This is a genomic window from Streptacidiphilus jeojiense, from assembly GCF_000719095.1.
GTDB classification, from domain to species: Bacteria; Actinomycetota; Actinomycetes; order Streptomycetales; family Streptomycetaceae; genus Streptacidiphilus; species Streptacidiphilus jeojiensis.
Genome location: NZ_JOEH01000029.1, coordinates 90,797 through 111,649 on the forward strand (window position 1 = coordinate 90,797; position 20,853 = coordinate 111,649).

The following is a 20,853-nucleotide window of genomic DNA, read 5'->3' on the forward strand; positions in this document are numbered from 1 at the left end:
AGCGTGACCGGACGGGGCCCGCCGGCGCGGGCCCCGTCCGCGTTGCCGGCGCAGTGCTACGAAGCGCGGCGCTGGACCTTCCCGGCCTTCAGGCACGCTGTGCAGACCTTGAGCCGCACCGGCCGGCCGTCGACAGTCGCCTTCACGGGCTGGATGTTCGGGCGGAACATCCGCGCCGAGCGCCCGAGCACCCGCCGCCTCTGGGCGTTGCGCCCCAGCCTGGCGACCTTTCTGCCGAAGCTCGGCTCCTTGCCGCACACGTCGCAGCGTTGTGACATCAGCATTCTCCTCGAAGAGTTCGCGATGGCATGCCGACCGCCCATCGCGATGTCGATCGGGAAGGGAGAAGTGCCGCTGCGGAAGCGGTGGTCGACGGCATGGGAAACACGGGCAGGACTCAGCACGCAGCGTCGGGGAATCGACCGCTGTCGCCTGCCTGGTGAGGTGTCTCTACCTGTGCCGTCTCTAGAACATGCGGCAGACCGTAACGGCATGCCCCAGCGCGTTCAAGTGGTTTATCAGCTGTGCGGGACCGGAGCTGGGGCTGAGTCCTGGCATGAGCGCAGGGTCCGGCCTGGTACCAGGCGCGGGCGACGTCTGATGCCAGGGCTCAGCCCTGGAGGCGACGCACTGGTACCGCGTTGATCCATAGCGTCGGACCTGCCGGTTTCAAGGCCGGTGCGCGGTCAGCGCAAGCGCATAGACCAGGGAGCCCCTCGTGTCCGCAGTGGAAATCCTCGCCGTCATCGGCGTCATCGGACTGGTGATCTACCAGCAGCTGGCCGGGCAGTCTCTGCGCGGCAAACGCGTGGTGCTGCTGCCGGCGATCCTGACGGTCGTCGGGTTCACCAACCTGACCAGCGGTGGCCGGCACCTGCAGACGGCCGACCTCGTCTGGTTGACCATCGGCGCCGCCGGCTCGATCGTGATCGGCCTGGGCTTCGGCGCGATCATGCATCTGGAAGCCCGCAACGGCACGCTGTGGGCGAAGATGCCGGTACGCGGACTGTGGTTGTGGGTCGTCCTGGTGGCCTGGCGCGGCGTCATCTACCTACCTGCCGCCGCCATGCACGCCCACGTCGCCGCATCGAGCGCGACCCTGCTGTTCACCCTGGGCCTCAACCGGCTGGCGCAGGCCGCCGTCATCGTCCCGCGCGCCATGTCGTCCGGCATCCCGTTCGCCCCCGAGAAGGACGGCAGGACGTTCATGGCCACCGCATTCGAACGCGGACGCCCGGACGCACCGAGCACCACGCACGACCAGCGGCTCGACGACGTCCGCAGCTACCCCGACGACCAGCGCGAACACCGCCATGCGCGTCGCGAGAACCGCTCCGGGCAACGCCTCGCGCACCCGTCGCCGCGGTTCGACCCGTGGACCGGCCATGACCAGCGGTACGCGCCTTAATCTACGCGCACCTGGCCGTCCACGCCGCCATCCGGGCACAGGGGCACGCCTCGGCACCACACGGTCCGCCAGACTCGACCTACACAGATCACCTCCAGTATCCGTTGAACTGCACAAAGTCACCTATGCCAACAGTATTGGGTTTCAGGCTCGGGAGGAATCGCATCCTTGATTCGGAGGCGCGAGGCGCCGGAGTTGTCTGCGCCTTGGTAGTAGCGGTCAGTCTGGTCGCTTCTGGTTCTCGATGTACTCCTTGATGACGGCCAGGGGTGATCCGCCGCAGGATGCCGCGAGGTAGCTGGGGGCCAGAAGTGCTCGCCCCACAGGTACGTGCGGATGTGGGCGGGAAACTCCTGGCGCAGGCGGCGGGCGGAAACGCCCTTGAGCGAGCCGACCAGCCGGGACAGGACGGCCTTGGGCGGGTAGTGCCCGAGCAGGTGCACATAGTCCTTCTCGCCGTTGAATGCGACCAGTTCGGTCTGGAAGTCGGCGCAGACGGCACGCATGACCGCTTCGCGGCGCGGCGGGATCTCGTCGGTGAACGGTCCGCGCCGGTACGTGGGGGTGAAGACCACATGGGCATGCAGGGTATGAACAACCGTTCGACCCCTGCGGATATCGGGATTTGACTCCCACCGTGGTGACATCGATTGCTACGGTCGCGTTGTGAAGCTCGTGGTGCGGGTGAAACTGCTGCCGCAGGCCGACCAGGCCGCCGCACTGCACGCCACCCTGCGCGCGGTCAACGAGGCGGCCTGCTGGGTCTCCGGCGTGGCGTTCGAGCGCGGGGTCCCGCGTGAGTACGAGCTGCGCAAGCACACCTACGCCGAGCTGAAGGCGCGCGGGCTGGGAGCACAGGCCGCACAGCACACCATCAAGAAGGTCCGCGACGCCTACACCGCCTTGCAGGCGAACATCCGCGCAGGGAACCTCGGCAGACCGGGGTCCAAACGCCGGGTCACGGCGCAGTCCAAGCCGATCACGTTCCGTCCCCAGGCAGCGCAACCCTACGACGACCGGTGTCTGTCCTGGCAGTACGACGCGGGGACGGTATCGATCTGGAGCACCGCCGGACGACTGCGCAACGTGCGCTTCACCGGTTCCCAGGGTGCACTCAAACGGCTGCGCGAGCATCGCAAGGGCGAGTCGGACCTGGTGGAGCGAGACGGTGCCTTCTACCTGATCGCCACCTGCGAGGTGCCCGAGACCCCCGTCAATGAGAACCCTGTCGGGTTCGTCGGGGTGGACCTGGGCATCGTGAACATCGCCACCACCAGCACCGGCTACCGGGCCGCCGGACGAGGCCTGAACCGGCACCGCAAACGGCAAATCGACCTGCGCAAGAAGCTCCAGGCCAAGGGAACCAAGTCCACCAAGCGCCTGCTCAAGAAGCGGTCCCGCAAAGAACAGCGGCACGCTGCCAACGTCAACCACGTCATCGCCAAGACCATCGTCGCCACCGCTGAACGCACCGGCCACGGCATCGCCCTCGAAGATCTGACGGGCGTCCGCGACCGGGTACGGCTCCGAAAGGGACAGCGGACCCAACTCCACTCGTGGGGCTTCCACCAACTCGGCCAGTACCTCGCCTACAAGGCCAAACGCGCCGGCGTCCCGCTGGTTCACGTCGATCCGGCGTACACCAGCCAGGAATGCTCCCAGTGCCACCACGTCGACCCGAAGAACCGCGTCGACCAGGCAACGTTCGTCTGCAGGTCCTGCGGGACCATGGTGCACGCGGACACCAACGCGTCCCACAACATCGCCCGCAAGGGCGAGACCGTGTGGACAGCGGGGCGTGAGTCACGCGTCCCAGCACCTGTATAGGTGCTCAGACGGAGGAGGCCACGCGACAGCCAGCCGCGCCCTACCTCCAAGCCCGACCCTTCACCGGCCGGGTCAAGTTGACCCACTGGGGGAACGGCTCCGGCTCGGGCCAGAACATCTTCAAGAACGCCGCCTCCATCGTGAACAACACCGACCACTTCGTGGAAGTCATGGACGTCAACCTGCACTGGTACAACTACGCCCCGCAGTACGCGGGCAGCCTCAACGCCACGGCCAACACCGACTCGTGGCTGCAATCCTGACGCTCTCCGCCGGGACGAGCCCGGGCCCCCTGCACCAGTTCGGTGCAGGGGGCCTTCGCAATGCCGTGTACGTCGCAGGTGCGCAGTGAGTCGACGCGCACCTCTTCGGAAGCCGCCGTGGGTGCGCTGCTGCCGGACCGTAATCCAACGCGAGCAGCAGGTCAGCGGGGGACGCCGCCCAGGGTGCGGCGCCAACGGGCCTCGGCGAAGGAGTACAGGCCGAACGCGATGAGGCCCAACGCCACCAGGACCAGCACCAGCGGGCCGAAGGAGGTCTGGGCGAAGGAGCGCAGCGTGGCGTCCAGGCCCTTGGACCTGCCCGGGGTGTCGGACAGTGCGGCCTGCAGGGCGAAGACGCCGAACGCGCCCACGATCACGCCACGGGCGATGTGCCCGGCCTGCCCGAGGCGCAGCACGAGGTCGCGGGTGCGGTAGGTCATCCAGCCGGTGCGCAGCCGTTCGGCGAAGCGCTTGCCGATGGCCCGGACCACGATGGCGATGCCGACGGCGATGACGGCCAGGGACAGGACGATCATCAGGACGCGTCCGCCGTCGGTGTGCAGCAGGCGGGCGCTGACGTCGTGGGCGCTGTCGTCGGAGGTGGTGGGGGTGCGACCGTGGGCGAGGAACTGGTAGGTGCTCCAGGCCGCGATCGCGTAGACCACGGCGCGGACCGCGTCCAGGAGTCGGTGGCCGCCGCTCTCGGCGGAGTCGACGGCCCGCACCGCGCGCCACAGTGTCAGGCCGACGAAGCCGATGACCAGGAGCCACAGCAGCAGTTCACCGAAGGGCTCGTCGGCGATCGCAGTCAGGGCGCCGGCGCGGTCCAGGTCGTGGCGCCCGAAGCCGAGTGCGACCAGAACTGCCAGGATGCCGATCACGATGTAGACCACGCCCCGGGCCACGAAGCCGGCTCGGGCCAGGCCGTCGATCGCCCCCGCCCCGGCCACCCTCCGTGCGCCCCCACGGCGACGGGTGCCGGATCGGCGCTCACGGTAGGTGCGGCTGCGGCCGTAGCGCGAACTGCTGGTACGGCGGCTGGGGGAATGTCGTCTGCCGGAAAGTGTCCAGTCCATGTGTGCCTCCTGTCACTCCGGCTGCCCCGTCCCGCTGGCTGAAAACCGCCCCAGGGACAACTCTTGACGCTTCGTCGCCAAGCAGCGTCGGGCTGTCTCCTGCGGACCCGACGGGGCTTGGAGGAGGCATGGGTCAGAGCTTGCGCCAGCGGGCGGAAGCGAAGGAGAAGGCGCCGAAGAGTACGAGTCCCAGCGCGACCAGGACGAGGAGCCAGGGACCGGCCGGGGTGTGGGCGAAGCTGCGCAGGGTGGCGTCCATGCCCTTGGCCTGTTTCGGATCGAAGCGGACGGCTGCGACCACGATGAACACGCCGGCGCCGGCGAAGACGGTGCCGCGCGCGGTGCTGCCGCCGATGCCCAGCGCGGTGACGACCTTGCGGACGCGCACGCTCATGGCGGCTGTGTTCAGCTTCTTGAGGAAGGTGCGTCGGATCGCGCTGACCGCGATGCCCACGCCGACACCGAACAGCACCACGCCGACGATCGCCACCAGCACCTGGCCGCCAGGGAGTTTGAGCGCGGACGCGGTCCAGTCCTGCGACTTGGCGTTGCTGCCCGTCTGGCCCCCGCTCCCCGCGGCGTAGGCGGCTGTTCCCCAGCACACCGAGGCGTAGAACACGGCGCGCCCGGCGCTGAGGATGCGGCTGCCGGTCTTCTTCCGACCCGCCTCACCGTACGCCGCCAGTGACGCACGCCACAGCGCCATGCAGGCGAAGCCGACCACCAGGATCCAGAGCATCGCCAGGCCGAAGGGCTGCGCGGCCACCTGGTGCAACGCGCCCTGGCGGTCGGCTTCACCGCCGCCCTTGCCGAGCGCGATCTCCAAGGCGAGTACACCGATCAGGACATAGACCACCCCGCGTGCCACGAAGCCGGCCCGGCCCGCGGTCCGCAGGGCGCCCTTCTCGCTGGGCCGAGGAATCGACGGAGCATCAGAACGGTGTCCTGGACCGGTGCTCCTGTTGTGCGCATGCGATGACGCCACGATGAACCTCCTGATAGTGCGGGCATGCTCGCACCGCTGCACACGCGTCTGCCCGGACGACGGACATGCACGCACTGCGTCACCGACCGTGTGTTCGCACCCGTTCGGGGTAACCGGCGTCCATGGGACGACTGCAGAACCTCGACGTGCACCTGTTCGATCGCGTGGCCGCCGCGCATCCACGCGGCCTGGACCCGGTCCTGCCGAGGCTGGGGCGCAGCGCCAACCACGGAGTGCTGTGGCTGACCGGAGCGGCCGCGCTCGGGCTCTCGCGCAACCGCACTGCCCGTCGCGCCGCTATGCGGGGCGTCGGCTCCCTCGCTCTGGCGTCCACCGCGGCGAACGTGGTCGCCAAGAAACTCGCCGGCCGCCGACGCCCCGTCACCACCGGCGTGCCGATGGCCCGCCGCCTGCTGCGCCCCCCGATCACCACGTCGTTCCCGTCCGGACACGCGGCCTCCGCGGCCGCGTTCGCGACCGCCGTGACTCTGGAATCACCCTGGCTGGGCGCAGCCGTCGTTCCACTGGCCGCAGCGGTGGCGGGCTCGCGCGTCTACACCGGGGCGCACTACCCCGGCGACGTGCTGGCCGGAGTGACGTTGGGCGTCGGCATGGCGGCGCTCACGCTGCGGTGGTGGCCGCTGCGCGACGACGCCCCCGCGCAGGCGGCCCGGGCCCGGGTCGAGCTGCCGGCCCTGCCGGACGGTCGCGGCCTGGTGCTGGTGGTCAACAGCTCCTCGGGCAGTGCGGGCAGTGTGGAGGCGGAACTGCGTGCACAGATGCCGGACGCGGACCTGCGCGTGCGCGAGGGCGACCAGGATCTGATCGCCCTGCTCGACCAAGCCGTCGCCGATGTCGAGGCCGCCGACGGGGACAGCGCCCTGGGGATCGCCGGAGGGGACGGCTCGGTCAATGCCGCAGCCCTCCTGGCCGCCGAGCACCGGCTGCCGCTGGCGGTCTTCCCCGCCGGCACCCTCAACCACTTCGCCGCCGAACTGGGCATCTTCACCCTGCAGGACACCGTCGCCGCCCTCCAGGAAGGACACGGCGGATCAGTGGACCTGGGACGGGTGACGTCCAAAGGCACCACCCGCATCGAGGCGGAGGACGAGCCGCCGACGGCCTATTTCCTGAACACATTCAGCATCGGGGTCTACCCCGAGCTCGTGCACGCCCGCGAGTCCCTGCAGAAGTACCTCGGCAAGTGGCCAGCCCTCGGGGTGGGACTGGTCCGGGTGCTGGCCCAGGGTCAGCCCACCCGCGCCGTCATCGACGGCACGGAGCGCCGCCTGTGGCTGCTGTTCGCCGGCAACGGACGCTACGACCCGCCCGGCTTCGCCCCCAGCTTCCGTCGCAGCCTGAACGACGGCACCCTCGACGTGCGCGCCGTCGACGGCAGCCACCCCTTCGCCCGCAGCCGCCTGGTCGCCGCCTTCCTCACCGGCACCCTGGCCCGCTCCCGCGTCTACCAGGCCGCTCACCTCTCCCAGCTGCGCATCGACGGCATCGAGGAGACCGAGCACTACGCCCGCGACGGCGAGATAAGCCCCGCCGCCGACACCCTCGTCCTCGACAAGGCACCCCACGCCCTCACCGTGTACCTACCGCACCAGGACTGACGCCCCGCAACTCGTGACCGGGCCGGACGCTCCCGCCCGACTGCACGGCCTGGTGTGGGGAACACACGGCCCAGTGCGGGGAACATTCGTCCAATCCACCGGCGGGTACCGGCGGCGACAGTTGGGCACTGTCCCCTGCTCGAAGGAGTGCCATGCGGGTTCTCGTCTCCGGCGCCAGCATCGCCGGTCCGGTGCTGGCGTACTGGCTCACCCGGCACGGCTTCTGCGCCACCGTCGTCGAGCGCGCACCGACGCTGCGCAGGACCGGTGGCCACGCGGTCGATCTGTTCCGGCCCGCGATGGACATCTCGGAGAGGATGGGTGTGCTCCCGAGCGTCGAGGAGCGGGCCACCGGCACCAACCGGATGACTGTCCACCAGGAGAGGGCGCGGCGTCCCGTCCGGGTGGACCTCTCCAAGATCTTCAGTGCCACCTCCGACCGGCACGTCGAGATCATGCGTGACGACCTGAGCGAGATCTACTACGACGCCACGCGCGACGACGTCGAGTACATCTTCAGCGACTCGATCACCGCGATCTCACCCGAAGGCGAGGTGCGGTTCGAGAACGCCGCGCCGCGCCGCTTCGACCTCGTCGTCGGCGCTGACGGGCTGCACTCCAACGTGCGCCGACTCGTCTTCGGCGACGAGTCCCGCTTCAGCGCCTTCATCGGTGCCTACCTCGGGGTGCTGACCCTGCCGAACGTATCGGGGCTCGACCGCGAGCTCCTCATCCACGTCGGCGTCGGCCGCACGGCCGGCATGTACGGCGCGCGGCACCTCGGCGACGCGCGGGCGTTGTTCCTGTTCCGGAGCGAGCACGAGCTCGACTGCCACCACCACGACGTGCCCCGGCAGAAGGAGCTGCTGCGCGGTGCGTTCGCCGGCATGCACCCCGATGTGGACCGCTGGCTGGACGAGCTCGACCGCACCCCGGCGTTCTACTTCGACTCGATCACCCAGCTCCGCATGGACACCTGGTCGCGGGGGCGGGTGACGCTCGTCGGCGACGCGGGCTACTGCCCCGGTCCGGCCGTCGGCGGCAGCACGACCCTGGCCGTCGTCGGCGCGTACGTCCTCGCCGGGGAGTTGGCGCGGGCCGGCGGTGACCACGAGCGCGCCTTCCCCGCCTACGAGCGCGCCATGGCGCAGCACGTGCCGGGCAGCCGCGCGGCCGCGCTCAGCGCGGCGAAGACCCTCATCCCCACCTCACCCCTCGGCGTGCGTGGGCTGGCCCAGGGCGCCCGCCTGATCTCCGCCCTGCCCGCCGGGCCCAGCCGCGCTCTCCTCCGCCTCACCACCAAGACCGCCCGCCTCTACAACTCGATGGACGTCGACGACTACCCCGTCGGCTGAGCAATGGCGGCCGTGGGTGGCTCAGAGCTGACGCTGGGGCAGTCGGCCTGACGGTCCGCGGATGCAGGGAAAAATTCGGTGGCGCGGCCCGGGCGGCCGACGTTACCGTCACGCCGTCACTTCAGGACCGCCGACCGGCGCTTCCGCACGCTCCGTCGAGGACGGCCCCTTTGTACAACAGCTGAGACGCTCACCGCGCCGAGAAGGCACGCCGCGCCCTGACGGGCCCCGGGCCGTGCAGCGCTGTTGCGCTGACGGTCTGCTTCAGCGTGCCCTCGGCAGGTCATCGTCCGGCTGCCCATCACGTGGCACCCGCTGATCGATCCGGCGCCACGGCCGTCTGTCCGTGCCGCGCCCATCTCGCAACGAGGATCTCGAAGCAGATCGGCCTTCCCAGGTGCACGACATCACCTCTCCCCTGCGCGCCACCAGCCAGTGGCTCGTACGTCCGACGACCTTTCCGACCATCCGGCGCCGATGCCGGACCTGCCCCTCGACGGCCTACCGAACCCAAGGACGGTTCCGCGTCAACGCACACCACAAGCTCCTCGACATCTGGCTGCTGGCGCGATGCGTCCGGTGCGACCAGACCGTCAAACTGACGGTGCTGGAACGCGTCCACGTCCGCGCCATCGAGCCCGCGATGCTCAGCGGCTTCCGCGACGACTCCCCCGAACTCGCAGCGAAACTGCTCGCCGATCCCCAGCTGGCGCACCGCAACGACGTCACACTCGACTGGACCGACGCCTGGACCATCACGATGCAGCCCGACGAGCTGCCGAAGGCCGACATCCTCGACGTCGGCGTCCGCTTCGCCCAGTGCATCCCGCTCAGGACGACAGCGCTCATCGCGACGGGCCTGGCGCTGTCACGCGCCGAGGTCGCCAAGCACATCGCCGCCGGACGGATCACCTCCGACCAGAGGCTGACCGGTCGCTGCACACAGGACTTCAGCTTCCTGTTCCACCAGCCGTGATGCCGTGACCAGTCGCCGTCCCGCCCCGACCCACTTGTCCGGTCGGGGCCGGACGGGCTCACCGGGTCAGGGGTCTCATCCAAGGAGCGAACCTCGTTAGGAAGCTTTCCTAAATGTTTCATGAATCCTGGCCTTGCACCGGGGTGCTGTCAAGCGGTTGCGCCGTCTCAGCAGTCGCCTCGAACCGAACGCCGGGGCTGTCAGGTCCAGGTCTTGACATCACCGGAGAGCCGGGGTCAGGCTTCTCAACCATCACCTAGGAAGGCTTCTTAACTAACCCTCCCCGAGCCCTTCCTGACGATGGATCACCCCCTCCCCGATCTGCCGCCGTGCGACAAATGGTGCGGACGCGACCAAGAGAACTTCCCAGTTCAAATGTCTTGACAGGGACGCGTAAACGAAACGACCCTAAATCTCGTTAGGAAAGTTTCCTAATAATCAACCCCACCGATGGAGGTCTCCACCGCTATGTCACCGACCCGTACGCGCCTTGCCATAGGCATCGCCGCGGCTCTGGCGCTCGCCACCCCGCTCGCCCTCGCGAACGCCGACGCCGCCACTACCCCCGCCACCGGCAGGGCTGCCTCGGCCGCCGCGCCGGCGGCCGCCACCTCGTACACCCCCGCCGAGGTGCTGGCCGGCATCCAGAAGAACTCGACAAGCGCGACGCAGGTCAACACCAAGCCCCACATCAACACGATGACCCGGGCTCAGAACGTGAACGTGTACCAAGTCGCCTCGGGCGTCTACGCCTACACCTCCAGCATGGCCATCGACACCGACGGCAGCGACTCCGACCCGGACCCCGACCACCAGGGCGACACCACCTGGCAGGACAGCAACGGGCAGGCCCTGGGCGCCCACCACGTCCCCTTCTACGTGCTGGGCGACGACTGCTGGGACCGTACCTCCCCCTGCCCGCACTTCTTCTACAAGGAACGCGGCATGTCGGGCCGTCAGTTCGCGCTGATGTTCTACAACGGCAAGGTCATCGGCTCGATCTTCGGAGACACCCAGACCGCGAACAACCAGACCACCTCGGACAACGACTCCCGCGAACTGGGCGAAGCATCCGTCAAGGCCGCCCAGCTGCTGGGCATCCCCAGCAGCGGCACCACCGGTGGCGTCGACAACGGCGTGACCGTGGTGATGTTCTCCGGCTCGTCCTGGGTCGTCAACGGCACCAACGCCACCCTGAACGACAACGCGCAGGCCCTGGTCCAGAAGGCTCTGGACACCCTCGGCTCAAGCATGGCCGGGGGCACGCCACCCAGCAGCCCGCCGCCGTCGAGCCCTCCGCCGACGACTCCGCCGACCGGTGGGAACAAGTCGTACGAGGCCGAGGCGGCGGCCCTGGCCGGCGGCACGACGGTCACCAACTGCGCGCACTGCTCGGGCGGCAAGAAGCTCAGCTACCTGGGCAACGGCGGCACCGCCACCTTCACCGGGGTCACCGAGCCCACCGCGGGCAGCTACACCATGACCGTCTCCTTCATGAGCGTCGGTCAGGCCCGGTCGGCGGTGGTCACCGTCAACGGCGTGAACCAGACCGTCAGCTTCCCCGAGACCCCCGACTACAACACCGTCGTCACCAAGAACGTCACCGTCCAGCTCAAGGCCGGCAGCAACACCATCGAGTTCTCCAACCCCTCCGCCGGCGCCCCCAACCTCGACCGCATCGTCGTCTGAGAGCCGGCCACCACCCGTCACGACCGGCGGCGGCACGGCCCACAGCCGCCGCCGGTCCCGCAACCCGAAGGCGTTTCCCCCCGGCGCTACCGCCGGTATTCGCCGGCTTCGACTCCGAGGACGTTCAGCAGGGCCAGCGCTTCCGCACTGCGGGAACCCTGCGGCGCGCTGTAGAGCACGAGGTTCTGGTCCCGGTCGGTGAGGGCGAGCGAGTCGCAGTCGACGGTGATCTCACCGACGACCGGGTGACGGAACGTCTTGGTGAGCATCGGCGCGGCCTGTACGTCGTGCTGCTGCCAGAGCCGGGCGAACTCGGCGCTCGCGTCCCGGAGTTCGTCGACCAGTCCGGTAACCGCGGGGTCGGACGGGTAGCGGGCGACAGTGGATCGGAGGCTCATGACGACGTGGTGGCGGAACTCCCTGACGTCGGAGATCCCGTACAGCGTCCCGTCGACCCGGGCCGGCCGGAGGAATGCCCGGCGTGCGAGATTGCGGTCCTCCGCGGCGAGCCCGGCGAAGTCCTCCATCAGCGCGGCCGCGAGGTCGTTCCAGGCGAGCACCTCGAACACGGCGGAGGTCACGAAAGCGGCTGTCTGCGGCAGCCGCTCCAGCAGCGCCAGGATGCTCGGGCGGACGTCGCGCCGGTGCAGTCCGGTACGACTCGGCGCGGTACCCGCGAGGACGTGGAGGTGGTCGGACTCGGTGTCCGTGAGCCGCAGCGCGCCCGCGATCCCGGCGAGGACCTCACCCGAGGGTCGCGGCGCCCGGCCCTGCTCCAGCCGGACGTAGTACTCCGTGGAGATGTGCGCGAGCACCGCCACTTCCTCACGTCGAAGACCCGGCGTACGGCGCCGCGAGCCCGAGGGGAGGCCGGCGTCCTCCGGCCGGAGCCGCTCGCGGCGGCTGCGGAGGAAAGCCCCGAGTTCCTGTCTGTCCATAGCCCAAGTGTGCACGCTGCGTGGCGGCGGATCCTGGTACTGCCTGTGCCTGCATCCGGCCCGGAGACCGGCTCAGACTGGCGGCATGACGAACAGCACCAACACGATCGACTCCGCACCCATCGGCCTGCTCACCGGCAAGGTCGTCCTCATCACCGGTGCCAGCCGCGGCATCGGCGCGGCTGCGGCCCGGCTCTTCGCACGGGAGGGGGCCGCCGTCGTACTCGCCGCCCGCAGCGCTGACGCCCTCGCCCGCATCGTCACCGAGGTCCGCGCCGACGGAGGCGTCGCCGACGCCGTCGCCCTGGACCTCGCCGACCGTGCGAGCGTCCGCGCCGCCGTCGACCGCGTCGAGGAACTGCACGGACGGCTCGACGGCGCGTTCAACAACGGTGCGGTCGGCCAGCAGCGACCCGGCCCGCTCGACACGACGACCGACGAGGACATCGACGAGCAGTTCGCCGTGAACTTCCGCTCGCACTGGACCGCCATGAACGCCGAGGCCGCAGTCATGCGACGGAACGGGGGCGGCGCGATCGTCAACACCTCCAGCATCGGCAGCCGCCGCGCGAACCCGGCCCTCCCCGCATACGCCGCCATGAAGCGCGCGCTCAACAGCATCACCGAGACCGCCGCGGTCAGCTGGGCCCGGGACGGTATCCGGGTGAACGGCATCACCCCCGGCGGCACCGCCACGGAGATGATCGACGCATGGGAGGCGGCGACCCCCGGCGTCGTCGACCGGATCACGGCATCGACCCCGCTGGGACGGATGGCCGAGCCCCGCGAGATCGCCGAGGCAGCTGCCTGGCTGCTCAGCGACCGGGCCTCGATGGTGACCGGCGCGATGGTGCCGGTCGACGGCGGCGCAGGCGCCTGACAGACGGGCCGTCGAACCGTCGCCGCACCACCTGACCTGCGCCCATGCTCACATCACTAGGTGTGCTCACCCTCGGCGACATCCGACCCACCGACGACCCCGTCGCTGGGAGGAACCCGGACAACGGGACGGCCGAGGCCCGGCGGTGCCCGTGATCGGTCGCCGTTGAACCTCGAACGGAGCTGGTTGGGCCTCGGCCGGCCGGATGTGGCGGGTCGCGGACGGGAGCAGCACGGTGAAGGTGGAGCCCTTTCCAGGGCGGCTGGTGGCGGAGATCGTGCCGCCGTGGTTCTCCACGATGGTGCTGACCAGGGCCAGGCCCAGGCCGAACCGGTGTCCGCTGCCCTGCGTGCCGCGCGCCAGGCGCTCGAAGATCCGGCCTCGGTCCGCGGGGTCGAAGCCGACACCGTCGTCCGCAACGGTGAGTTCAACGGTGTGGCCGCGGTCGATGACCTCGACGACCACCTGCACCAGTCCGCCCGGGCGGGTGTGGCCGAGCGCATTGTCCACCAGGCTGGAGATCATCCGGCGCAGCGGTGAAGCTATTCCGTGGACCAGGGCGGGTTGGCCCGGTGCCCTCAGTTCGAGCGTCAGCTGCTGCTGTGCGGCGCGGGCCCGCTCGGCCTCGACGACCTCTGCCGCCAGCACGGACAGGTCCAGGCGCTCGTAGCCGGTCGACAGGGGTGTCAGGCTCGCGGAGAGCAGCAGATCGTCCAGGACCTCGGCCAATTGCGCCGAGCCGGCCACGAGCCGCTGCAGCTCCTCCGCTGTTCCGGCGCCGAACCGGTCCTGCTCTCCCCGCAGCAGGAGTTGGGCCCGGGTGTGCATCCGGGTGAGCGGGGTGCGCAGTTCGTGGCTGGCATCGGCGACGAACTCCCGTTGCTTGACCAGAGCCCTGCTCAGCGGGGAGATGGCCCGTTCGGCCAGGATCGCACCGGTGGCGAGGGCGAGCCCGAGGCCCACCAGTTCGGCGATGAGCAGGACGGTCAGCATCTGGTGTCGGTCCGCGCTCTGGTAGCGCTCGTCGAAGACGGCCTGCCGCACTGCTCCGGAACGCTCCTCGGTGACGACGATGTAGTGCGTCCCGTTGCGGGCGACGTCGTCGGTCTGGGCCGGCCTGCCCTGTGCGGCGCGACGCAGGGCTGTGGCCAGGGGAAATCCGGGCGGGTGCTGTGCTGGTTGGTCCAGCTGTCCGGCCCGTTGGACGAACAGCCAGATGCACGGGTCGGGGCGGTCCGGGCTGCCGTGCTCCAGGGAGTAGTCCAGCGCGCGTCTGATGTCGGCCTGCTGGCGGTCCTGGAAGAGGCAGTAGCTCAGGCAGCCGAGCATCAGCACCACGACCGTGATCACTGCGGCCACCTGGGCGCCGAGCTTGATCCGCACGCGTCGCAGCACCTGTTGGTCGGTGTGCGGGGCCGGGATGTTCACAGCGTGCCGATCTGGTAGCCGTAGCCGTGGACGGTGAGCACGGCCTCGCGGCCCAGCTTGCGGCGCAGGTAGTACACGTAGGTGTCCACCAGCGACTCCGCGCTGGTGTCGGCGAAGACCCGGGCCCGCAGGTGGGCTCTTGAATGGACGCTCCGGGGCCGGAGTGCCAGGGTCAGCAGCAGGTCGAACTCACGCGGCGAGAGCTGCACGGCGCTGCCGTCGACCAGTTCGACCTGGTGCAGCTCGACGTCGAGGCGGCCGGTGCCGATGGGTAACTGCTTGGCCTCCTCCGCGAACCTTCGGGTCAACGCCCTTACCCGTGCCACCAGTTCGTCGATGTGGAACGGCTTCACCAGGTAGTCGTCGGCTCCGCCGTCCAGGCCCCGCACCCGCTCGTGGTGGTCGCCCAGTGCGGTGAGGATCAGGACTCTGGCGGTCACGGCCCTCCGCCGCAGCCGCCCGAGCAGCTCGAGGCCGTCGATGCCCGGCAGTCGACGGTCGACGACCATCACCTGGTACGGGCGGCTCAGTCCGAGGTGGAGTCCCTGCTGCCCGTCGGCGGCCAGGTCGACCGCATATCCTTCGCTGGCGAACAGCCCGCTGAGCATCGGGCCGAGTTCCCTGTCGTCCTCGACTATCAGCAGTTTCGGTGCACTTGGGGTTGAAATGGACGCGGTCACTGTGCCGATTGTGGCATGCGCATGGAAGCCATGTCAGGCTCAGCTCAGCTATTGGAGGCCTCATCCGGCGTTCAAAGGCGCCTCCTCAAGCGGGTGTTCGGCGTCCTCGGGGGCCTGGCTCGCGGCACGCCGGTCCAGCAGGGCCAGTACCGGAGCGGTCATCACCGTGGTGACCAGGGCGACCAGGACCAGGGCGGTGAACAGCCGACGGTTGACGATTCCGGCCTGGAGTCCGACGTTCAGGGCGATCAGTTGCATCAGCCCGCGGGCGTTCATCAACGTTCCTAGTCGAGCCGCCGTCACCTGGGACTCCCCCCGGATCCGGGCCGCGGCCCAGCACGCCCCGAACTTCCCGACGACCGCCACGAGGACGGCTGCCAGGGAGAACAGCAGCAGGACGGGGTCGCCGAACAGCCCGAAGCGGGTGTTGAGTCCCGAGTAGGTGAAGAACATCGGCAGGAAGAGGACTCGGGTGGTGAACCCGACCGTGTGGACCACGCGTTCGGCCTGCGCGGATGCGGGCATGGCCATGCCGATGCTGAACGCTCCGAACACCGAGTACAGGCCGATCTCGTCGGTGAACCAGGCGGCGGCGAACAGCACCGCGACGGTGAGCACCAGCCTGGTCTCGTCGCCGACCGTCGGATGCGACATCACCCGGTCCAGGAAGCGTCGCAGCACCAGCAACACCACGGCGGCGAACAGCACCGCGCCCCCGACGGCCTCGATCACCGGCCAGGAGCGTCCGGTGTGCACGCTGAGCACCGCCGCCAGCAGGCACCAGGCGACCAGGTCGTCCAGGGCGCCGCTGGCCAGGGCCAGTGACCCGTGCCGGCTGCCGGCCAGTCCGCGTTCAGTGATGATGCGGGCCAGCATCGGGAACGCGGTGATCGCCAGCGCCACGCCGACGAACGCCGCGGACACGCCGGAGGAGACGCCGGGGACGAAGATCGCCACCCGCCCCCGGGCGGCGAGGGTGAGGCCGACACCGAGGGTCAGCGGCACCACGATGCCCGCGGCCGAGACCGTGAGCGCCGTGCCGGCGATCCCGCGCCCCAGGTGCGACTTGAACTCGTGTCCGGCCTGGTACATGAAGGCGACCAGGCCGACCTGCCCGACCACGTAGAGCACCGGCAGCAGCGCCGTCGGAAACAGGGCCGCCTCGGCGCGGGGGGCCAGCAGGCCCAGCAACGAGGGCCCCAGCAGCACCCCTGCGATCATCTCCCCCACCACGGGCGGCTGACCCGCCCGCGACAGGCCCCAGGAGACGGTGCGGCACACCAGCAGGATGACGACGGCGGCAAGGAAGAACCTGGGCGCGAGTTCGGTCACGGTCACGAGTCGCCTCCCAGTGGCTGCGCGGCGAAGTAGCGTTGGCACAGGCGTTGGCGGCGGGCGTCCCAGACCATGTAGCTGCCCAGCAGCAGTTGCACGACGCTGCGGCCGAGTCCCTCCCAACGGTCGCGGATCCTCATCAGGACCAGCCGGAGGCGGGGCGCGGGCGCGTCGGCGGGTGCGGACTGACGTGGTGTCAGCAGGCACGGTCCGCGATTGGGCAACGATCGGGTGTGGGCGGCGGTCGAGGCGAGGTCGAACCGGTCCAGCAGCTCCCGGGCCGCTACCCGCATGGTCCCCGGGGCGATGCCGCGGGCCGGGCAGGCACGGTTGGCGCTGATCCCGAACGGGATGTGGTTGATCTCCCGGGCCGTGATCCGAAGCCACCGGTCCGGGTCGAACACCTCGCCGTCGGCCAGTCCGGCATGCTGGTACTCGCTGTAGTTGAACAGCAGTACCGACCCCACCGGGATGGCCGCCGCTCCCTCCACCGCGATCTCGGCGGAGGTGATCCGGTGGGCGACCCCGAACAGCGGATACACCCGCAGGGCCTCCTCGATGACGCGGCCGAGGTAGGCGTCGTCGTCGGCTTCGGACCGCAGCCGCCGCTGGACGTCGGGGTGGGTGGCGATCGCCAGCAGCAGGTGCGCCATGGCTTCGGACATCTGCACCACCGCGGTGTTGAAGAACGTCCCCTGCAGGTAGTAGGCCTGTTCCCGGGTGGTGAGCGAGGCCGGGAGCACAGACGGGACCGACCCCGCGGCGACGCGGCGCTCCAGGTAGCGGGTGAGGTCGTCACGGCGGTCCAGATGGCGCAGCCGGGTGCACTTCAACGCGCTGACCACGTCGTCGGCATTGGCCACGATCAGGTCCCTGACCTCGGGCGGGCAGGCCTCGGCGAAGACGAGTTCGTAGTAGACCTCGGCCCACAGCGGCATCATCAGGTCCCGCAGCCGCACCGCGCGGGTGCCCGCTCGCGCTCCCGGCCGGCTCCAGTCGTCGAACAGGGCGCCGGCCCTGCGGCCGACCAGGTCCTCCCAGCCCTTCCGGTCCAGGCCGGTGAGGATCAGCCGGGTGCACCGGGCCACCTCGTCGTAGCGCGGTCCCGGCTCCAGGTGCTCTTGGTGGACTTCGGGCCCGGGCGCGAGCCAGTACCAGAACAGGTCGGACAGCGCCGCACCGCGGCTGCGACCGTCCGCGGCGGGGTGTCCGTACACGCGACGGAACGCCGCCGTGTCGACCAGCGGGCCGGGGACCGGGATGCCCTCCTCCCCGTTGACCCAGGCGAAGACCTTCACCCGGAGCGCGACCACGGCCGTGGGCAGCCAGTACGGCAGGGTGACCAGGACGGCCAGGACGGCGAGCGCCCACCACAGCGCGGTCATCGCAGCCCCGGGAACCCCGGGCGGACCAGGTCGCGCACCAGGTCGTCCACCCCGGTCGCCCCGCACAGCGCGAGCGTGTGGTCCAGTTCGCCACGGAGCAGTTCCAGCACCGCCCGTACCCCGTCCTCCCCGTCGGCGGCCAGGCCCCAGACCACCGGCCTGCCGATCCCCACCGCCGCGGCGCCCAGGGCCAGCGCCTTGACGATGTCGGTGCCGCGCCGCACGCCGCCGTCCAGCAGCACCGGGACGCGTCCGGCGACGGCGTCCAGGATCTCGGGCAGCAGATCCACCGTCGCCGGAACCGTGTCCAGTTGGCGCCCGCCGTGGTTGGACAGCAGCAGCCCGTCGACGCCGTGCTCCACGGCCAGCCGCGCATCCTCGGGGTGCAGGACTCCCTTGAGCAGGACCGGCAGGCGCGTGCTGTGGCGGAGCCGGTCCAGGTGTTCCCAGGAGAGCTCGGCGGACATCGCGATCTGCCGCACGCTCCCGGGTTCGCCGCCGCGCAGATTGCGCAGGTTCTCGCAGGCCATGCCCGTCGGCAGGTCGTCGAAGCCGTTGCGCTTGTTCCGCTCGTGCAGGCCGAGTACGGGTGAGTCGACGGTCACCACCAGCGCGGCGCACCCGGCCGCGGTGGCCCGCTCCACCAGCGCTTCGGTGACGTCGGGGTCCGGCTGGAGGTACAGCTGGAACCAGAGCGCGGGCGGGCGTTCGGTGGTGACCGTGCGCGCGGCCGCTGCGATGTCCTCCACCGCCACGGTGCTGGCCATGCTCACGATCATCACCACCCCGGCCGCCGCGGCGGCCCTCGCGGTGGCCAACTCCCCCTCCGGATGGGCGAGTCGATGGAAGGCGGTCGGGGAGAGCAGCAGCGGCATGCTCATCGGACAGTCGAACAGGGTGCGGTCGAGGTCCCGTTTGTCCCGGCCGCGCAGAATCCGGGGCAGCAGGTTCAGCCGCCCGAACGCCTCGCGGTTGGCCCGCAGGGTGACCTCGTCGCGGGCCCCGCCGGCGACGTAGTCGTAGTACACCGGATCGAGAGCCTCACGGGCGGCGTCCTCGAAGTCGGCGGTGGTCAGCATCATCCGCGCCCGCATCAGAGCGCCTCCGCCCGGCTCCCGCCGAGGGCGCGGACCGAACGGGCCAGGAAGTCCACCAGCGGCCGCACGTGGACGTCCGGCCGGTTCCACTCGTTCTCCAGGTTCTCCGCCATGTGGTGGGTGTCCTGGAGAACGCCGGCCCGGTAGTGCCGGACCACCGGGTGCAGATACGCGGCGTCGTGGGCGACCCCCGGCTGGTCCTGGGCCACCCGGGAGACGGTGATGTCGAAGGGGTCTACCTTGTCGTGGTCCGGCCCGTACTCCAGGGTGACCGTGATCGCGTCGCCGGCGTCAACAGCGCCGTCGGCGCCGCCGAACGCGGCGTCATGGACGAAGCCGACCGGCACCTCCTCGTAGTAGTGGGCCGTTCCGTCGGGGCCGACCGTGACGAGGTCGGCCAGGACGCCGAACTGCTGCCACAGCGCGGAGGTCCGGTTCACCCGCTCGACCACGGCCGCTGCCAGCGCCTCGGCCGACGGCGTCAGCTCCCGCCGGGGCCAGGGCCGCCCGTGGTGGCGTTGTTCGAGGATCCGGTGCAGGGCCCGGGTGCCGTAGCGGAACCCGTGGATGAAGCCGCTGGTGGACTTCTTGAAGTCGCGCTGCTGGGTCAGCGTTCCGGCGAAGTACAGGCCGGGTACGTTCACCGACTCGTATGCGGCGGTCATCTCCGGGAAGCGGTCGTTGATCACGGTGCGCGGCCGGTCCGGCTCGGCGAAGACGGAGGCGTCGAAGCGGAAGCCGGTGCAGACGATGACCCGGTCGTAGCGCAGTTCCTTGACCGTCTCGTCCGCGCGGGAGAAGGCGAACCGCACGGTGTAGCCGTCATCTTCCCGTTCGACGGCCAGGACCGATCCGTCCAGGACCGCGTTCTGCGACTTCAGTTGGTAGGTGTCCAGGAAGTTGTTGTTCACGGCCCGCAGGTGCCCGACGAAGTGGCTCTGCCAGGCCAGCCGCAGCGCGTGCGGTCCGGCGACGTGGATCACTGCCGCGGTCTCCACCAGGTTGTCGGCGGTCTCCAGCGCCGAGTTTCCCTTGCCGATGATCAGAACCCGCTGATCGGTGAAGTCCTTGGGCTCCACCGAGACCGACGCGTAGTGCTCCGCCGTCTCCACTCCCGGTATCGGCGGGACGTGGGGCAGGCTGACGCCGCTGGCCACCACGACATGACGGGCCCGGTACACCCGGCCCGCGTCGTCGGTGACCGCGAAGTCCGCCTCACCGTCCCCCTCACGGCGGACCTCGGTGACCCTGGTGCCGTAGCGGATCCGAAGGCCGAACGCCTCGGCGAAGTCGGCCAGATAGCGGACCAGGTCCCCGGCCTCGGGGAAGTAGCGCTCGCTGTAGCGGGTGAACCGCAGGTCGGGGTCCGGAGACAGCAGCGAGTTCCAGTCCATCCGGAGGTTGAACTCCGGGTCGGTGCTGCCGGTGTGGACCTTGTTGATCGAAATGAGCCGGCGATGCCGTGGATACGTTGCGAAGAAGTTCCCCGGCGCGCTGCCCTGTTCGAGGATCAGGTAGTCGCGTCCCTGCTCCCCGAGCAGGTGGCCCAGTTGCAGCCCCGCCGGGCCGGCACCGATCAGCAGGTAGTCAAGAGTGCGTTCCAGCACATCGGCCTCCCTAGTCGCAGCCGTCACCATCCCGGGGTGAATAATCGTTGCCCCATCTCAGAAGGACCTCAGAGCCGGCGTTCCGACGCCCCGAGCCGGCGTGCGGACCGCTGCGGCCCAGGGCGTTAAGGATTGGATAAGGTGTTCTCACGGTGTGCCGGGAAGTCTGGTCGGCCCGGGGATGGATCTGCGGCGTTGGTGCGGCAGGGACCCCGGTGACGATCCGGGGATCCCGAAATGCGCGCTGTCGGCACCGTTCTTGTTCTTGTGGTCCTGGCCACGCTGGTGGCGACCGGTGCGCGCCG

18 protein-coding genes and 1 pseudogene are annotated in these 20,853 nt (G+C 69.9%); 8 read left to right on the top strand and 11 right to left on the bottom strand.

Annotated elements, in window-relative coordinates; genetic code table 11:
• Positions 1-56: 56 nt before the first annotated feature.
• Positions 57-278 (bottom strand): 50S ribosomal protein L28, encoded by a 222-nt coding sequence (gene rpmB / locus IF29_RS0132905; RefSeq protein WP_030262756.1) that lies wholly within the window; start codon positions 276-278, stop codon positions 57-59.
• A 440-nt stretch (positions 279-718) separates the two neighbouring features.
• Between rpmB and IF29_RS0132910 the strand changes: the two genes are divergently transcribed.
• Positions 719-1,408, top strand: coding sequence for a hypothetical protein (locus tag IF29_RS0132910; protein ID WP_030262757.1), 690 nt, complete (start codon positions 719-721; stop codon positions 1,406-1,408).
• 219 nt (positions 1,409-1,627) lie between these two features.
• On the opposite strand, the pseudogene tnpA reads toward IF29_RS0132910, so the two are convergent.
• Positions 1,628-2,055, bottom strand: a pseudogene (gene tnpA / locus IF29_RS45430) (IS200/IS605 family transposase).
• 19 nt (positions 2,056-2,074) lie between these two features.
• Here tnpA and IF29_RS0132920 point away from each other — a divergent pair.
• Together IF29_RS0132920 and IF29_RS0132925 are read left to right on the top strand one after the other, a co-directional pair.
• Positions 2,075-3,235: an RNA-guided endonuclease InsQ/TnpB family protein gene (locus IF29_RS0132920; protein WP_030262759.1), complete on the top strand. Its 1,161-nt coding sequence runs from the start codon at positions 2,075-2,077 to the stop codon at positions 3,233-3,235.
• 77 nt (positions 3,236-3,312) lie between these two features.
• Positions 3,313-3,498, top strand: coding sequence for a hypothetical protein (locus tag IF29_RS0132925; protein ID WP_030262762.1), 186 nt, complete (start codon positions 3,313-3,315; stop codon positions 3,496-3,498).
• A 161-nt stretch (positions 3,499-3,659) separates the two neighbouring features.
• Here IF29_RS0132925 and IF29_RS0132930 read toward each other — a convergent pair whose 3' ends face one another.
• Positions 3,660-4,574 (bottom strand): DUF1206 domain-containing protein, encoded by a 915-nt coding sequence (locus tag IF29_RS0132930; protein WP_198037620.1) that lies wholly within the window; start codon positions 4,572-4,574, stop codon positions 3,660-3,662.
• Between the two features lie 133 nt (positions 4,575-4,707).
• A complete protein-coding gene (locus IF29_RS0132935; protein WP_380522304.1) occupies positions 4,708-5,559 on the bottom strand; it encodes a DUF1206 domain-containing protein in 852 nt (283 codons plus the stop codon).
• A 122-nt stretch (positions 5,560-5,681) separates the two neighbouring features.
• Between IF29_RS0132935 and IF29_RS0132940 the strand changes: the two genes are divergently transcribed.
• The 4 genes from IF29_RS0132940 (at position 5,682) to IF29_RS47095 (ending at position 11,198) form a co-directional block, all read left to right on the top strand.
• Complete coding sequence (locus IF29_RS0132940; RefSeq protein WP_030262773.1) at positions 5,682-7,178, top strand: bifunctional phosphatase PAP2/diacylglycerol kinase family protein; 1,497 nt, start codon at positions 5,682-5,684, stop codon at positions 7,176-7,178.
• A 152-nt stretch (positions 7,179-7,330) separates the two neighbouring features.
• Positions 7,331-8,533 carry an FAD-dependent monooxygenase gene (locus tag IF29_RS0132945; protein ID WP_030262776.1) on the top strand — a complete coding sequence of 401 codons (1,203 nt, stop codon included), beginning with the start codon at positions 7,331-7,333 and terminating at the stop codon, positions 8,531-8,533.
• A gap of 397 nt (positions 8,534-8,930) precedes the next feature.
• Complete coding sequence (locus IF29_RS0132950) at positions 8,931-9,509, top strand: DUF1062 domain-containing protein (protein ID WP_232242694.1); 579 nt, start codon at positions 8,931-8,933, stop codon at positions 9,507-9,509.
• A gap of 468 nt (positions 9,510-9,977) precedes the next feature.
• A complete protein-coding gene (locus IF29_RS47095; RefSeq protein WP_232242695.1) occupies positions 9,978-11,198 on the top strand; it encodes a glycoside hydrolase family 75 protein in 1,221 nt (406 codons plus the stop codon).
• Between the two features lie 86 nt (positions 11,199-11,284).
• Here IF29_RS47095 and IF29_RS0132960 read toward each other — a convergent pair whose 3' ends face one another.
• On the bottom strand, positions 11,285-12,136 hold the full coding sequence (locus IF29_RS0132960) for a helix-turn-helix transcriptional regulator (RefSeq protein ID WP_030262784.1): 852 nt from the start codon (positions 12,134-12,136) through the stop codon (positions 11,285-11,287).
• An 85-nt stretch (positions 12,137-12,221) separates the two neighbouring features.
• Here IF29_RS0132960 and IF29_RS0132965 point away from each other — a divergent pair, with 85 nt between their 5' ends.
• Complete coding sequence (locus tag IF29_RS0132965; protein ID WP_030262785.1) at positions 12,222-13,016, top strand: SDR family NAD(P)-dependent oxidoreductase; 795 nt, start codon at positions 12,222-12,224, stop codon at positions 13,014-13,016.
• A gap of 66 nt (positions 13,017-13,082) precedes the next feature.
• Here the strand turns inward: IF29_RS0132965 and IF29_RS0132970 are convergent, their stop codons facing one another.
• Genes IF29_RS0132970 through IF29_RS0132995 form a run of 6 tightly spaced genes read right to left on the bottom strand, consistent with a single transcriptional unit; the run spans position 13,083 to position 20,548 of the window.
• Complete coding sequence (locus IF29_RS0132970; protein WP_157624041.1) at positions 13,083-14,411, bottom strand: sensor histidine kinase; 1,329 nt, start codon at positions 14,409-14,411, stop codon at positions 13,083-13,085.
• Between the two features lie 29 nt (positions 14,412-14,440).
• Complete coding sequence (locus IF29_RS0132975; RefSeq protein WP_269665063.1) at positions 14,441-15,124, bottom strand: response regulator transcription factor; 684 nt, start codon at positions 15,122-15,124, stop codon at positions 14,441-14,443.
• A gap of 60 nt (positions 15,125-15,184) precedes the next feature.
• Complete coding sequence (locus tag IF29_RS0132980) at positions 15,185-16,462, bottom strand: cation:proton antiporter (RefSeq protein WP_030262790.1); 1,278 nt, start codon at positions 16,460-16,462, stop codon at positions 15,185-15,187.
• Positions 16,459-17,844 carry a cytochrome P450 gene (locus IF29_RS0132985; protein ID WP_037597453.1) on the bottom strand — a complete coding sequence of 462 codons (1,386 nt, stop codon included), beginning with the start codon at positions 17,842-17,844 and terminating at the stop codon, positions 16,459-16,461. Before IF29_RS0132985 ends, IF29_RS0132980 begins: the two co-directional genes overlap by 4 nt.
• Complete coding sequence (locus tag IF29_RS0132990) at positions 17,841-18,938, bottom strand: alpha-hydroxy acid oxidase (RefSeq protein WP_232242696.1); 1,098 nt, start codon at positions 18,936-18,938, stop codon at positions 17,841-17,843. The genes IF29_RS0132985 and IF29_RS0132990 overlap by 4 nt, the downstream gene beginning before the upstream one ends.
• On the bottom strand, positions 18,938-20,548 hold the full coding sequence (locus IF29_RS0132995) for an FAD-dependent oxidoreductase (protein WP_232242697.1): 1,611 nt from the start codon (positions 20,546-20,548) through the stop codon (positions 18,938-18,940). The genes IF29_RS0132990 and IF29_RS0132995 overlap by 1 nt, the downstream gene beginning before the upstream one ends.
• Positions 20,549-20,853: the final 305 nt, after the last annotated feature.